General features: G+C 67.3%; 12 protein-coding genes. 8 read left to right on the forward strand and 4 right to left on the reverse strand.

The genetic code is table 11. The features are described 5' to 3' along the window. Nucleotides 1-159 precede the first annotated feature (159 nt). The 4 genes from dnaE to ABZ345_RS39500 all read left to right on the forward strand — a co-directional run bounded on the left by dnaE (nucleotide 160) and on the right by ABZ345_RS39500 (nucleotide 7,090). Complete coding sequence (gene dnaE / locus ABZ345_RS39485; protein ID WP_359860075.1) at nucleotides 160-3,717, forward strand: DNA polymerase III subunit alpha; 3,558 nt, start codon at nucleotides 160-162, stop codon at nucleotides 3,715-3,717. 386 nt (nucleotides 3,718-4,103) lie between these two features. Then, nucleotides 4,104-5,309, forward strand: coding sequence for a cytochrome P450 (locus tag ABZ345_RS39490; protein WP_359860076.1), 1,206 nt, complete (start codon nucleotides 4,104-4,106; stop codon nucleotides 5,307-5,309). 10 nt (nucleotides 5,310-5,319) lie between these two features. Beyond that, on the forward strand, nucleotides 5,320-6,576 hold the full coding sequence (locus tag ABZ345_RS39495) for an adenosylmethionine--8-amino-7-oxononanoate transaminase (RefSeq protein WP_359860077.1): 1,257 nt from the start codon (nucleotides 5,320-5,322) through the stop codon (nucleotides 6,574-6,576). A 10-nt stretch (nucleotides 6,577-6,586) separates the two neighbouring features. Next, on the forward strand, nucleotides 6,587-7,090 hold the full coding sequence (locus ABZ345_RS39500) for an RICIN domain-containing protein (RefSeq protein ID WP_359860078.1): 504 nt from the start codon (nucleotides 6,587-6,589) through the stop codon (nucleotides 7,088-7,090). Here the strand turns inward: ABZ345_RS39500 and ABZ345_RS39505 are convergent. Continuing rightward, a complete protein-coding gene (locus ABZ345_RS39505; RefSeq protein WP_359860079.1) occupies nucleotides 7,087-7,332 on the reverse strand; it encodes a glutaredoxin family protein in 246 nt (81 codons plus the stop codon). The genes ABZ345_RS39500 and ABZ345_RS39505 overlap by 4 nt on opposite strands. Before the next feature lie 36 nt (nucleotides 7,333-7,368). Here ABZ345_RS39505 and bioD point away from each other — a divergent pair, with 36 nt between their 5' ends. The 4 genes from bioD (at nucleotide 7,369) to ABZ345_RS39525 (ending at nucleotide 9,976) form a co-directional block, all read left to right on the forward strand. Beyond that, complete coding sequence (gene bioD, locus ABZ345_RS39510; protein ID WP_359860080.1) at nucleotides 7,369-8,088, forward strand: dethiobiotin synthase; 720 nt, start codon at nucleotides 7,369-7,371, stop codon at nucleotides 8,086-8,088. A 70-nt stretch (nucleotides 8,089-8,158) separates the two neighbouring features. Beyond that, nucleotides 8,159-9,175: a biotin synthase BioB gene (gene bioB / locus ABZ345_RS39515; RefSeq protein ID WP_093597363.1), complete on the forward strand. Its 1,017-nt coding sequence runs from the start codon at nucleotides 8,159-8,161 to the stop codon at nucleotides 9,173-9,175. Next, on the forward strand, nucleotides 9,172-9,372 hold the full coding sequence (locus ABZ345_RS39520; protein WP_359860081.1) for a hypothetical protein: 201 nt from the start codon (nucleotides 9,172-9,174) through the stop codon (nucleotides 9,370-9,372). The genes bioB and ABZ345_RS39520 overlap by 4 nt, the downstream gene beginning before the upstream one ends. A 13-nt stretch (nucleotides 9,373-9,385) precedes the next feature. After that, nucleotides 9,386-9,976: a DUF2567 domain-containing protein gene (locus tag ABZ345_RS39525; protein ID WP_359860082.1), complete on the forward strand. Its 591-nt coding sequence runs from the start codon at nucleotides 9,386-9,388 to the stop codon at nucleotides 9,974-9,976. A gap of 19 nt (nucleotides 9,977-9,995) precedes the next feature. On the opposite strand, the gene ABZ345_RS39530 is transcribed toward ABZ345_RS39525, so the two are convergent. From ABZ345_RS39530 to ABZ345_RS39540, 3 genes are all read right to left on the reverse strand, one after another. Continuing rightward, nucleotides 9,996-10,718 carry a putative hydro-lyase gene (locus ABZ345_RS39530; protein ID WP_359860083.1) on the reverse strand — a complete coding sequence of 241 codons (723 nt, stop codon included), beginning with the start codon at nucleotides 10,716-10,718 and terminating at the stop codon, nucleotides 9,996-9,998. Next, the gene (locus ABZ345_RS39535; protein WP_359860084.1) at nucleotides 10,715-11,959 is read right to left on the reverse strand and encodes an MFS transporter; all 1,245 of its coding nucleotides are present in this window, start codon (nucleotides 11,957-11,959) and stop codon (nucleotides 10,715-10,717) included. The genes ABZ345_RS39530 and ABZ345_RS39535 overlap by 4 nt, the downstream gene beginning before the upstream one ends. 86 nt (nucleotides 11,960-12,045) lie before the next feature. Then, nucleotides 12,046-12,612, reverse strand: a complete 567-nt coding sequence (locus ABZ345_RS39540; RefSeq protein WP_359860085.1) for a helix-turn-helix domain-containing protein — start codon at nucleotides 12,610-12,612, stop codon at nucleotides 12,046-12,048. Nucleotides 12,613-12,633: the final 21 nt, after the last annotated feature.

Raw genomic sequence — 12,633 nt, forward strand, 5'->3', positions numbered from 1 at the left:
GCGTACCTGATCGAGATCACCGTGTGTGCCACCAGGTGGTTTGGCAACTCTCGCGTGGCGGTGTGCACCAGCGGACCGCAGGGCCTGTAGGGTTGACCGGCGCAGGACGTGACAGTCCCTTGTTCGCGCTAAAACGCTTGCTACACAAGGGGGTTGCCGGTGTCGGACTCGTTTGTGCATCTCCACGTGCACACCGAGTACTCGATGCTCGACGGCGCGGCCAAGGTGGCCCCGCTGTTCGAGGAGGCCGAGCGGCTCGGCATGACCGCTGTCGGTATGAGCGACCACGGCAACATGTACGGGTCCGACGAGTTCTACCAAACGGCCACGAGGACCGGCATCAAGCCGATCATCGGCATCGAGGCCTACCTCGCACCGCACAACCGCCTGCACAAGAAGCCGGTGTTCTGGGGCGATCCCGGCCAGCGCGGCGACGACATCTCCGGTGCCGGCGCGTACACGCACATGACGATGTGGGCGCGCAACGCCGACGGGTTGCGCAACCTGTTCCGGCTGCACACCGAGGCGAGCAAGACGGGCTACTACTACAAGCCCCGTATGGACCGCGAGCTCGTCGCGCAGCACGCCGACGGCATCATCGCGACGACCGGCTGCCCGTCCGGCGAGGTGCAGACCCGGCTGCGGCTCGGGCAGGTCGACGAGGCGTTCCAGGCCGCGTCGGACTACCAGGACATCTTCGGCAAGGAGAACTTCTTCCTGGAGCTGATGGACCACGGCCTCGACATCGAGCGCCGGGTCCGCGAGGGCCTGCTGGAGATCAGCAAGAAGCTCGGCATCCCGCCGCTCGCGACCAACGACAGCCACTACGTCACCAAGGACCAGGCGGACACGCACTCCGCGTTGCTCTGCGTGCAGTCCGGCAAGATGCTGACGGACCCGAACCGGTTCAAGTTCGACGGCGACGGTTACTACCTGAAGTCGTCCGAGGAGATGCGGCAGATCTGGAAGGACCTGCCGGAGGCGTGCGACAACACGCTGCTCGTCGCGTCGATGGTCGAGTCCTACGACGACATCTGGAGCGTCAAGGACCGGATCCCGAACTTCGAGGTGCCCGAGGGCGAGGACCAGGCCTCGTGGTTCCGCAAGGAGATCAGGCGCGGTCTCGAGCGGCGGTTCCGGGGCCAGGAGGTCCCGGAGGAGTACATCAAGCGCTGTGACTTCGAGGCCCAGGTCATCATCGACAAGGGCTTCCCGGCGTACTTCCTGATCGTCGCCGACCTGATCAACTACGCCCGCAGCGTGGGCATCCGCGTCGGTCCCGGCCGCGGTTCGGCCGCGGGCGCCGCCGTGTCGTGGGCGATGGGCATCACGAACATCGACCCGATCCCGCACGGTCTGCTGTTCGAGCGGTTCCTGAACCCCGAGCGCACCGCCATGCCCGACATCGACATCGACTTCGACGACCGCCGTCGTGGCGAGATGATCCGGTACGCCAGCGAGAAGTACGGCGCCGACAAGGTCGCCCAGGTGATCACGTTCGGCACCATTAAGACCAAGGCCGCGCTGAAGGACTCGGCGCGCGTGCACCACGGTCAGCCGGGCTTCGCGATCGCCGACAAGATCTCGAAGGCGCTGCCGCCGCCGATCATGGCGAAGGACATCCCGCTCAACGGCATCGTCAACAAGAGCCACCCGCGCTACGGCGAGGCCGCCGAGGTCCGCTCGCTGCTGGAGTCCGACGCGCAGGTGAAGGAGATCTTCGACACCGCGCTCGGTCTCGAGGGCCTGATCCGCAACGCCGGCGTGCACGCCTGCGCGGTGATCATGTCGAAGGACCCGCTCACCGAGTCCATCCCGCTGTGGTACCGCGACGACGGCTCGTTCATCACCGGCTGGGACTACCCGTCGTGCGAGAACATCGGCCTGCTGAAGATGGACTTCCTCGGGCTGCGCAACCTCACGGTGATGGGCGACGCGATCGAGAACATCGAGGCCAACCGCGGCAAGGACGCGGTCCCGGACTTCGACACGCTCCCGATGGACGACCCGGAGACCTACGCGCTGCTCGGCCGCGGTGACACGCTCGGCGTGTTCCAGCTGGACGGCGGGCCGATGCGCGACCTGCTGCGCCGCATGCAGCCGACGTCGTTCGAGGACATCGTCGCGGTCGGCGCGCTGTACCGCCCCGGCCCGATGGGTGTGAACGCGCACAACGACTACGCGGACCGCAAGAACGGCCGCCAGGAAGTCAAGCCGATCCACCCGCAGCTCGAGGAACCGCTCAAGGAGATCCTCGGCGAGACGCACGGTCTGATCGTCTACCAAGAGCAGATCATGTTCATCGCCCAGGAGGTCGCGGGCTACTCGATGGGTCGAGCGGACGTGCTCCGCAAGGCCATGGGCAAGAAGAAGGCCGAGGTTCTGGCCAAGGAGTTCGAGGGCTTCCAGCAGGGCATGCGCAACGACCCGCGCGGGTTCTCCGACGACGCGATCAAGGCGCTGTGGGACACGATCCTCCCGTTCGCCGGCTACGCGTTCAACAAGTCGCACGCGGCCGCGTACGGCCTGATCTCGTACTGGACGGCGTACCTCAAGGCGAACTTCCGCGCCGAGTACATGGCCGCGCTGCTCACGTCGGTCGGCGACAACAAGGACAAGTCCGCGGTCTACCTCGCCGAGTGCCGCCGCCTGGGCATCAAGGTCCTCCCGCCGGACGTCAACGAGTCGGCGCTGCGCTTCGGTGCGGTCGGCACGGACATCCGCTTCGGTCTTGGCGCGGTCCGCAACGTCGGCGCGAACGTCGTCGAGTCGATCATCAAGACCCGCAAGGAGAAGGGCGCTTACACGTCCTTCACGGACTTCATGGACAAGTCCGAGCTCGTCGCGTGCAACAAGCGCGTGATCGAGTCGCTGATCAAGGCGGGCGCGTTCGACTCGTTCGGCCACACCCGCCTGTCGCTCATCCAGGTCCACGAGGACGCGGTCGACGCCGTCGTCCCGATCAAGCGCAAAGAAGCAGAAGGCCAGTTCGACCTGTTCGGCGCCGACAGCGGCGACGAACCGGACAACAGCACCTCCCCGCTGGCGCACCTCAAGTTCGGCGCCGACGAGTACCAGCGCAAGCAGATGCTCAGCCTCGAGAAGGAAATGCTCGGGCTGTACGTGTCGTCGCACCCGCTCGACGGTGCCGAACGGATCCTGCGGAAGTTCGCGCCCAGGCCGATCGCGGTCGTGCTCGACGATCCGCCCAAGGAAGGCGAGCTGATCGTCTCGGGCATGATCTCGTCGATCGAGCGCCGGGTGAACAAGAACGGCCTGCCGTGGGCGATCACCGTCATCGAGGACCTGGACGCCTCCATCGAGGTGCTGTTCTTCCCGAAGTCCTACGAGGTGCTGCGCGACGACCTGGAGCTCGACTCCGCCGTGTGCGTGAAGGGCCGGGTGAACTGGCGCGAGGACAAGATGGCGATCTTCGGTGACGGTGTCGTCCCGCTCGACATCAGCGACGCGGAGATGAACCCGGACGCGGATCCGCCGCTCGTCCTCGGTCTGCACACCAAGACGCTGACGCCCGAGCTGATCGAGGAACTGAAGATCACGCTCAAGTCGCACGAGGGCCACGTCGCGGTGCACCTCGAGGTCCAGAAGCGCGACAAGTCGAAGGAGTTGCTGGTGGTGGACAACTACCGCGTCCAGCCGACGCCGTCGCTCTTCGGTGACCTCAAGACCATCCGCGGCGTCACGATCCAGCGTTAGAGGTCGAGGACCGGGTCGGGTTCCGGCCGCGCGCGGCGGACGAGTGCGTGGCCGGGAGCCCGGACCGTTCGCTGTGGACGCGGTCCGGTTCCAGTCCGAGGTCGATGAATGCGTCGTGCGCCGGCTCGCTGCTCTGATCCTGACCACCGCCACGCTGGCACGTGCATGTCGGACATGAAAGCGTTGGGGCCGCACGGAAGGCGCTCGCGTTGGCGGGAAGACCGAGTGCTCGCCGACAACAGGATCGCCGGTTTGTTACCGAGCCCAGCACGAACTCGTCGGGGGTGCGGCAGGTCGTCGCCTGCGAGGCGCGCCTCGATCCCGAAGCGCGAGGGTTGCTCGAGAAATAGTGGCGAGAGATGAGTTAACGGGGTTAACTGGGTGAGGTGACGACACTCACCCAGTTGCCCGCCGACTACGTCCAGAACCCGCACGAAGTGCACGACATGTTGCGTGCCGAGGGGCCCGTGCAGGAAGTCCACATGCCGCGTGGACTCAAGGTCTGGCTCGTGACTCGTTACGACGAGGCGAAGATCGCCCTCACCGACCCCCGGATCAGCAAGAACGTCCAGGAGGGTGGACACCTCTTCGACGTGCACGCGCCGGCCACCGCGGGGCGCCGCGACTTCAACCAGGCGCTGTCGGTCCACATGCTCAACATGGACGCGCCCGGCCACACGCGGCTGCGCAAGCTCGTCAACAAGGCCTTCACCGCGCGCCGGATCGAGCTCATGCGGCCGCGGGTCAACGAGATCGCGGCCGAGCTGATCGCGAAGCTGAACGACGGCGACGAGGTCGACCTGCTGGAGGCGTTCGCGTTCCCGCTGCCGATCACGGTGATCTGCGAGCTGCTCGGCATCCCGATCGACAACCGCGACGAGTTCCGCGAGTGGTCGAACACGCTGCTGTCGTTCGGCTCGAACGAGGACATCGTGCACGCGTCGGGCGCCATGGCGGCGTTCCTGTTCAACCACGTCGAGAAGGTCGCGGCGCAGGAGCCGGACGACACGTTCTTCTCCGCGCTCGTCCACGCCGACGACTCCGGCGACCGGCTGAACACCCAAGAGCTCGTGTCGATGGCGTTCCTGCTGCTCGTGGCCGGCCACGAGACGACGGTGAACCTCATCGGCAACGCGGTGCTCTCACTGCTGCGCAACCCGGACCAGCTGCAGATCCTCCGGGACCGGCCGGAGCTGATCCCGGCCAGCGGCGAGGAGTTCCTGCGGCTGGAGGGGCCGGTCAACATCGCGACCTTCCGCTACACCAAGGAACCGATCGAGCTCGGCGGCGTCACGGTCCCCGAGAACGAGATCGTCATGGTGTCGCTGGTGGCGGCGAACCGGGACCCGCAGCGCTACGAGAACGCCGACCAGCTCGACGTGACGCGGTCCGCGCAGGGGCACGTCGCGTTCGGTCACGGCATCCACTTCTGCCTGGGCGCGCCGCTGGCACGGCTGGAGTTCGACGTCGCTCTGACGCAGCTGCTGGCGCGGTTCCCGAACCTGCAGCTTGCCGCCGAGCCGGAGACGCTGGTGTGGCGGGACAGCACGCTGATCCGCGGTCTGCACACGCTGCCGGTCCGCCTCGCTTAATGTTCGGCGGGTGGACGACCTGCTGAAGCTCGACCAGGCGCACGTCTGGCACCCGTACGGCCCGATGCCGGGCACCCAGGAACCGCTGCTCGTCGAGTCCGCGGAGGGTGTCCGGCTCACGCTCGCCGATGGCCGGGAGCTGGTCGACGGCATGTCGTCCTGGTGGGCGGCCATTCACGGCTACCGGCACCCGGTGCTCGACCAGGCCGTCATCGACCAGCTCGGCCGGATGAGCCACGTGATGTTCGGCGGGCTCACGCACGAGCCCGCCATCCGGCTCGCGGCCAGGCTCGTCGAGATCACCCCCGAGCCGTTGCAGCACGTCTTCCTCTGCGACTCCGGCTCGGTGTCCGTCGAAGTCGCGGTCAAGATGTGTATGCAGTATTGGCGTTCGCAGGGCCGGCCGGAAAAGCACCGGATGATGACCTGGCGCGGTGGCTACCACGGCGACACGTTCACGCCGATGTCTGTATGCGATCCGGTAGGCGGTATGCATTCGCTCTGGCGTGGAATTCTGCCCGAGCAGGTTTTTGCAGACAGTCCACCGGCGGAACTGGATACTGCATACGTTCAGCACCTCGCCGACGTCGTCGAACAGCACGCCGACGAGCTCGCCGCGATCATCGTCGAGCCGGTCGTGCAGGGCGCCGGCGGTATGCGATTTCACGATCCGCGTTACCTGCACGTACTGCGTGAGCTCGCGTATACACACGACGTACTGCTCGTGTTCGATGAGATCGCCACGGGCTTCGGGCGCACCGGTGAGCTGTTCGCCGCCGACCACGCGAACGTCAGCCCGGATGTCATGTGCCTCGGCAAGTCGCTGACGGGTGGCTACATGACGATGGCCGCCACGATGTGCACGTCACGGGTGGCGGAGGGGATCAGCAAGGGCGAGGTGCCGGTCCTCGCGCACGGGCCGACGTTCATGGGCAACCCGCTCGCGTCGGCGGTGTCGCTGGCGTCGATCGACCTGCTGCTGTCCCAGGATTGGAAGCGCGAGATCGCCCGCATCGAGAACGGCTTGAAGGACGGCCTCGCGCCCGCTCGTGAGCTGCCCACGGTAAAAGACGTGCGGGTGCTCGGAGCCATCGGTGTCGTGCAGTTGCATGAGCCCGTGGACATGGCACGAGCCACGAAGGCCGCGATCGACAACGGCGTGTGGCTGAGGCCGTTCCGCGACCTGATCTACACGATGCCGCCGTTCATCTCGAATGATCAGGATGTTGCTCGCATAACGGCCGCGGTCGTCGCCGCTGCCGGATAGCGTTTGCATCATGGGGAGATTGATCGCCGCGCTCAGCGCGGTCGTACTGGGGGTACTGGGGACCACGGGAACGGCGCAAGCGGCCGACGAACCGTGGCTGGCATCGGGGCTCTGGGGCTCGAGTGCCGGGGAAGTCAGGATTCAGTTCGCACGGACCGACAAGTGCCTTGACGCCGCGTTGGAAGAGATCGACAACAACGGCGGCAAGGTTCAGATGTGGACCTGCGGCCTCGGCGGCGACGAGCAGTACTGGTACGCCGAGTACCACGAGGAATGGGGCGCGTCCCTCGTCCGCAACAAGGCGAACGGCAAGTGCCTCGACGTCGCTCTCGAGGAGATCGACCTCGACGGCGGCAAGCTGCAGATGTGGGACTGCACCGGCAACATCGAGCAGCGGTGGACGTTCCAGTCGCACCAGGGCGACCTGTTCATGGAGTCCATGGCCGTGAGGGGCGCGTTCGGCGCGCCGAGCCTGACTGACGGCGCACCGATCGGCCTCTACAACAAGATCTAGTCCACCTTGATCGCCGCGGCGAGCTCCGTGTCGGAAGGTTCGACGAGGAACTCGCCGCCCGGCAACACCACGACGGGGATCTGCTTGCGGCCCGAGATCTCGATCGCCCGGTCGCGCGCCTCGTCGTCGTTCTCCACGTCGACGTAGGTGAACGGCACGTTGTTGCGGGTCAGCCACGACTTGGCCCGGCGGCAGTCACCACACCATTCGGCGCCGTACATCACGATCGGTTGCTCGGTCATGCCCTCACGGTAGGTGACGGCATAGGGTGATTGCCTGTGAGCGTGCTGGTGATCACCGGAACTGGGACCGAGGTCGGCAAGACCGCGGTCACCGCGGGCATAGCGGCGCTGGCCAGGGCCGAGGGCAGGCGGGTCGCAGTGCTGAAACCCGCCCAGACCGGCCTGCTGCCGGGCGAGCCGGGCGACGTCGCCGAGGTGGCGCGGCTGGCGGGCGACGTGACGACCCGTGAGCTGGCCAGATACCCCGACCCGCTGGCGCCCGACACCGCGGCCAGACGGGCGGGCATGGCCACCGTGCACCCCGCGGACGTCGCCAAAGCCGTCACCGAGCTCGACGCCACCCACGACCTGGTGCTGGTCGAGGGCGCGGGTGGGCTGCTGGTGCGGTTCGACGAGAGCGGATCGACCCTGGCCGACATCGCGTGGGCGGTGAACGCGCCCGTGCTGATCGTGGCGCAGGCGGGGCTCGGGACGCTCAACACGACTGCTCTGACGGCTGAGGCGCTGCAACGGCGTGGCATCGAGTCGCTCGGTGTCGTGGTCGGCAGCTGGCCGTTGCACCCCGATCTCGCTTCCCTCACCAACCTGGCCGATCTGCCTGAGGCGGCGGCCGGTCCGTTGCTCGGCGCGCTGCCTCAGGGTGTGACAAAGCTCGGTTCTGTGGATTTCCTGGCCGTCGCCAAGAGATCGTTTTCACCGTGGTTCGGCGGGGAGTTCGACCCGGAGACGTTCGCGGCTCAATTCGCGGTCCAGTGACCTACGTCGCTCCACGATGAAGGATTCAGTGCGGCATAGTGCACGCCAGGCCACAGGAGGAGGAGAGACCGTGACCGCAGCACCGGAACAGATCGACGTGCTCGACGAAGCTCGTGAGCAGGTGCTCGAACGAGGCGTCGGGCTCACCGAGGCTCAGGTGCTGAAGGTGCTCGAGCTCCCCGAGGACCGCATCCCGGACCTGCTGGCGCTGGCCCACGAGGTCCGCGAGCGCTGGTGCGGCCCGGAGGTCGAGGTCGAGGGCATCGTCTCGCTGAAGACCGGCGGCTGCCCCGAGGACTGCCACTTCTGCTCGCAGTCGGGCCAGTTCCCGTCACCGGTGCGAAGCGCATGGCTGGACATCCCCGGCCTGGTCCGCGCGGCGCGGCAGACCCGCGACACCGGCGCGACCGAGTTCTGCATCGTCGCGGCCGTGCGCGGACCGGACAAGCGGCTGCTCTCGCAGGTGCGCGACGGCATCAAGGCCATCCGCGAGGACGGCAACGACATCCAGATCGCCTGCTCGCTCGGCATGCTCACGCAGGAGCAGGTCGACGAGCTCGTGGCGATGGGCGTGCACCGCTACAACCACAACCTCGAGACGGCTCGCTCGCACTTCCCGGAGGTCGTGACCACGCACTCCTGGGAGGAGCGCTGGGACACGCTGAGGATGATCCGCGACGCCGGCATGGAGGTCTGCTGCGGCGGCATCATCGGCATGGGCGAGACGCTGGCGCAGCGCGCGGAGTTCGCCGTGCAGCTGGCCGAGCTGGAGCCGGACGAGGTGCCGCTCAACTTCCTCATCCCGAACCCCGGCACGCCGTACGAGAACTACCCGGTCGTCGAGGGTGCCGAGGCGCTGCGGACGGTCGGCGCGTTCCGGCTGGCCCTGCCGCGCACGATCCTGCGGTTCGCCGGTGGTCGTGAGCTGACGTTCGGCGACCTGGGCGCGAAGCAGGGCATGCTCGGCGGCATCAACGCGATCATCGTCGGCAACTACCTGACGAACCTCGGCCGCCCGGCGCAGCAGGACCTCGACATGCTGGAAGAGCTGTCGATGCCCATCAAGGCGCTGAGCCAGACCCTGTGACCGATCTGATGACGTACTGCTCTTTCTGCGGCAATGAGGAAGCTGACGGCGACCACGCGTTCTGCCGTCAGCGCCTGTCGATGATCGACCCGCCGCGGTACTGCTCGGAGTGCGCTCGCCGCATGGTCGTTCAAGTCACGCCGGACGGCTGGGAGGCTCGCTGCAGCCGCCACGGCGAGATCAAGTCGGCACGGTAGTAACCTCTCGCGAATGGACGAGAAAGCAGCCCCGGTTCGCATCGAACCCCTGCCGGAGCCGCCGTACGTCTACCACTACATCCGGCCGAGGCCGAAGGTCGCGGTGAAGCGGGATCTGCTGCCGGCCCTGGTGGTGCTGCTGACGACGTTCGCGTTCGGGCTGCCCGCCGGCTACCTGTGGTCGTGGCTCGCCCCGCCGCAGCTCAAGATCGTCTCGCCGAACGACAACAAGTTCTATCCGATCGGCGTCGAGAGCTACCACCGGCTCGACGCGCTGATGGTGTTCGTGCTGATCGGGCTCGGTGCCGGGGCGATCACCGGCATCGCGGTGTGGCTGCTGCGGCAACGGCGCGGGCCGATCGTGATGCTGGGGATGACGGCAGGCTCGTTCGCGGCGGCGTGGTTCACCCAGTACCTGGGCGGCAACCTGGCCGCGGGCGCGTACCCGATGCCGGCGACGATCAAGCCGAACGACACCCTGCTGATCGCGCCGTCGCTCGAGACGTGGTCGGGGATTCTGGCGTGGCCTCTCGCGGCGGCACTGGCGTACGGCTGCTGCGCGGCGTGGAACGGATTGGACGACCTGGGGCGGCGCCTCGGTTGAGGCACCGCCCTCCGGGTTCCTACCCCACTCGGTAGGCGAAGTCCGGCATGTCGGTCACGAACATCTGACCCGGCGCGTGCGTGATCGCGAACGGCGGCCTGGACTTCATCAGCACCGCCTGCGGGGTCACGCCGCACGCCCAGAACACCGGCACGTCACCGGGTTCGTGCTCGACGGCGTCGCCGAAGTCCGGCCGGTCGATGTCGGAGATCCCGAGCATGCGCGGATCTCCCGCGCCGACCGGAGCCCCGTGCACGGACGGCATCAGCGCGGTGACCTTGTGGGCCATGTCCACAAGGGACTCCGGAATCCAGCGCATCGACACGACCATCGGACCGTGCAGCCTTCCCGCTGGGCGGCACTGGATGTCCGTGACGAACATCGCGACGTTCTTCTTCTGCTCCACGTGTCGCAGCGGCACCCCGGCGTTCTCGAGGGCGGTCTCGAACGTGAAGCTGCAGCCGATCAGGAACGTCACGAGGTCGTCGCGCCAGTAGTCCGTGGCGTTCTCCGGTTCCGCCACCAGTTCGCCGTGTTCCCAGATCCGGTAGCGCGGCGCGTGGGTGCGCACGTCCGCGTCCTGCTTGAGCGCGCTGACCGTCTCGCCGGCGTCCAGCACGTCGAGCACCGGGCACGGCTTGGGGTTGCGGTGGGTGAAGAGGAGGAAGTCGTACGCCCAGTCCTTGGGGATGGCGATCAGGTTGGCCTGCGCCTGTCCCGGTGCCTTGCCCGCCGTCGTCATTCCAGCTCCTTGTTGACCGTCTCCGGCAACCAGATCAGCGCGATGACCGCGATCCCGTAGGCCGCCGCTCCGAACAGCATCGCACCGCCGATGCCGAGCCTGTCGGCCATGAACCCGACCAGTCCGGGGAACACCGCTCCGAACGCGCGGCCGAAGTTGTACGTGAAGCCCTGCCCGGTGCCGCGCAGCCGCGTCGGGTACAGCTCGGACAGGTAGCTGCCGAAGCCGCTGAAGATCGCGCTCATGCAGAACCCGAGCGGGAAGCCGAGGAACATCACCAACGTGTTGGCGCCGTTGGGAATCTGCGTGTACGCCACGATCAGCAACGCGCTCGCGGTCGCGAACAGCACGAAGGTCTTCTTGCGCCCCAGGTAGTCCGTGAGGTAGCCGCCGCAGATGTACCCGATCCACGCACCGGTGATGAGGAACGCGAGGTACCCGCCGGTGCCGATGATCGTGAGCTTCCTGCCGGTCTGCAGGAACGCGGGCAGCCACGTCGCCAGGGTGTAGTAGCCGCCCTGGACGCCGGTGGCGAGGAGCGCCGCGAACAGCGTCGTCTTGAGCGTCTTGCCCTGGAAGATCTGCGGGAACGTGCCCTTCTGGTTCGCGTGGGCCTTCGCCTCGGGTGCGTCGTCGACGTTGCGGCGCACGTAGAAGATGAGGATCGCGGGCAGGGCGCCGGTCCAGAACATGATCCGCCACGACCACGACGGGTCGGCCAGCGAGGCGACCAGCGTGTTGATGAGGACCGCCAGGCCCCAGCCGACCGCCCACGCGCTCTGGATGAACGCCACGGTGCGGCCGCGGTACTTCGGCTTGCAGTACTCGGCCACGAGGATCGCCCCGGCGGCCCACTCGCCGCCGAAGCCGAGTCCCTGCAACCCGCGGAAGACCAGCAGCGTCTCGTAGCTCGTCGCGAAGCCGCAGAGCACGGTGAAGAACGCGTACGCCGCGACCGTGATGATCAGGGTTTTGGAACGGCCGAACCTGTCCGCCATCACGCCCGCGACGGCGCCGCCGATGGCGCTCATGAGCAGGGTGGACGTGCCGAGCAGCCCGGCTTCGGCCTTGGTGAGGCCGAAGTAGCCGGAGATCGCGACCAGGCTCAGCGGCAGGACCCAGTAGTCGTAGGAGTCCAGTCCGTAGCCGCCGAACGCGCCCACGAAGGCGCGCCTGCCCTTCTGGCCGAGACTGCGGAACCAGGCGAAACGGCCTGTGTCCTCGGTCGTGGTCGTGCTCATGGGACACCTCGCAGCGTGGTGGAGGGGTGCTTGAGTGACGCAGACCTCAGGGTAAGGATTGTTCAACAATCCCACAAGGCCACAATTCAACGATCCGACAATGGGCGGAAGACGGCCAGTGCCGTTCGGAGGTCGGCCTCCAGGGCGTCGATCTCCTTCTCGGACTCCATGACCCCCAACCGGTCGACCGCGCGCACGAACACGTGCAGCAACCCGTCGGTGAGCGTGCGAGCGACCACGAGCCCGAACTCCGCGGCCCACACCTCGGCCAGCGCGCTCGACCACTCGTCGGCGAGTTCCAGCAGGTACCTGCGCAGCCCCGCGTCCGAGGCGACGAGCCGGGGCATGCCACCGGGGTTGTGAATCGCCCGCCGTGCCGAGGTGTCCAGGACGGCGGTCGTCAGCCAGTCCGTGAAGCCGGCGAGGTCGCGAGCCTGGTCCAGCAGGGCCGCGCGCAGCTCGAGCGCCCGGTCGAAGACGAGGCTCTCCTTGGTGGGGAAGTGGTTGTAGACGGTCTGCTCCGACACCTGAGCGGCCTCGGCGACCTCGATCATCGTCACCGCGCGGAACCCGTTGCGTGCGAACAGCTCCGCCGCGCTGGCCGCGATCGCCGCCCGAGTCCGCGCCTTCTTGCGTTCCCTCAAACCCGCCACACGCACTCCTTGATTAGGGTT

Origin of the sequence: Lentzea sp. NPDC005914, assembly GCF_040629405.1 — a bacterium.
Classification (GTDB): Bacteria; Actinomycetota; Actinomycetes; order Mycobacteriales; family Pseudonocardiaceae; genus Lentzea.